Raw genomic sequence first — 1,186 nt, forward strand, 5'->3', positions numbered from 1 at the left:
CACGCCGCCAGCGTTCGTCCTGAGCCAGGATCAAACTCTCCGATAAAGTAGTTTGACTGACTACGCACATCGCTGTGCGATTTATTTAAAACTTTGAATTAACAGGTACGTTTTGTCTTGTTTAGTTTTCAAAGATCATTTTGTTCACTTTCTCAAGCAACTTTTTAAGTATATAATAAGTTTCTCTTAAAGTCAACATGTTTTTTATAAATGGTGGAGCCTAGCGGGATCGAACCGCTGACCTCCTGCGTGCAAAGCAGGCGCTCTCCCAGCTGAGCTAAGGCCCCGAAGTGGTCGGGAAGACAGGATTCGAACCTGCGACCCCATGGTCCCAAACCATGTGCTCTACCAAGCTGAGCTACTTCCCGATTTTTAAAAATATTATGGCGCGCCCGAGAGGAGTCGAACCCCTAACCTTTTGATCCGTAGTCAAACGCTCTATCCAATTGAGCTACGGGCGCATAATAATGAATGCCGAGGGCCGGACTTGAACCGGCACGGTAGTCACCTACCGCAGGATTTTAAGTCCTGTGTGTCTGCCAATTCCACCACCCCGGCGTGGATGGTATAGTTGGAGCGGAAGACGGGATTCGAACCCGCGACCCCCACCTTGGCAAGGTGGTGTTCTACCACTGAACTACTTCCGCATACAGGATAACTATCCTGTATAATGCGGGTGAAGGGACTTGAACCCCCACGTCATAAGACACTAGATCCTAAGTCTAGCGCGTCTGCCAATTCCGCCACACCCGCGTAACATGGTGAGCCATGAAGGACTCGAACCTTCGACCCTCTGATTAAAAGTCAGATGCTCTACCAACTGAGCTAATGGCTCTTTTTAAAAGACTTGTGTTATTGTCTTGTCCAAAAATGGTGCCGGCCAGAGGACTTGAACCCCCAACCTACTGATTACAAGTCAGTTGCTCTACCAATTGAGCTAGGCCGGCAAATATGGTGGAGGATGACGGGCTCGAACCGCCGACCCTCTGCTTGTAAGGCAGATGCTCTCCCAGCTGAGCTAATCCTCCGTATATTACACTTGCGTGTAATAGCTTGGCGGCGTCCTACTCTCACAGGGGGAAACCCCCGACTACCATCGGCGCTGAAGAGCTTAACTTCCGTGTTCGGCATGGGAACGGGTGTGACCTCTTCGCTATCGCCACCAAACCATTGAGAGTGTTCTCTC

The 1,186-nt window shown here is 50.0% G+C and carries 9 tRNA genes and 1 rRNA gene; all 10 read right to left on the bottom strand.

Features of this window, described 5'->3' with window-relative positions:
- Positions 1 to 211 precede the first annotated feature (211 nt).
- The 10 genes from ACWJJS_RS19840 to rrf all read right to left on the bottom strand — a co-directional run bounded on the left by ACWJJS_RS19840 (position 212) and on the right by rrf (position 1,167).
- Positions 212 to 287: transfer RNA gene (locus ACWJJS_RS19840), tRNA-Ala, on the bottom strand.
- Between the two features lie 4 nt (positions 288 to 291).
- Positions 292 to 368, bottom strand: a tRNA-Pro gene (locus ACWJJS_RS19845).
- 16 nt (positions 369 to 384) lie between these two features.
- Positions 385 to 461, bottom strand: a tRNA-Arg gene (locus ACWJJS_RS19850).
- An 11-nt stretch (positions 462 to 472) separates the two neighbouring features.
- Positions 473 to 558, bottom strand: a tRNA-Leu gene (locus ACWJJS_RS19855).
- 14 nt (positions 559 to 572) lie between these two features.
- Positions 573 to 647 (bottom strand) — tRNA-Gly (locus tag ACWJJS_RS19860).
- Positions 648 to 671: 24 nt separating this feature from the next.
- A tRNA-Leu gene (locus ACWJJS_RS19865) sits at positions 672 to 753 on the bottom strand.
- A gap of 6 nt (positions 754 to 759) precedes the next feature.
- Positions 760 to 835 (bottom strand) — tRNA-Lys (locus ACWJJS_RS19870).
- Between the two features lie 36 nt (positions 836 to 871).
- Positions 872 to 947, bottom strand: a tRNA-Thr gene (locus ACWJJS_RS19875).
- Between the two features lie 5 nt (positions 948 to 952).
- A tRNA-Val gene (locus ACWJJS_RS19880) sits at positions 953 to 1,028 on the bottom strand.
- A gap of 23 nt (positions 1,029 to 1,051) precedes the next feature.
- Positions 1,052 to 1,167: ribosomal RNA gene (gene rrf, locus ACWJJS_RS19885) — 5S ribosomal RNA — on the bottom strand.
- Positions 1,168 to 1,186: the final 19 nt, after the last annotated feature.

It is taken from the genome of Bacillus sp. JK106 (assembly GCF_053663355.1).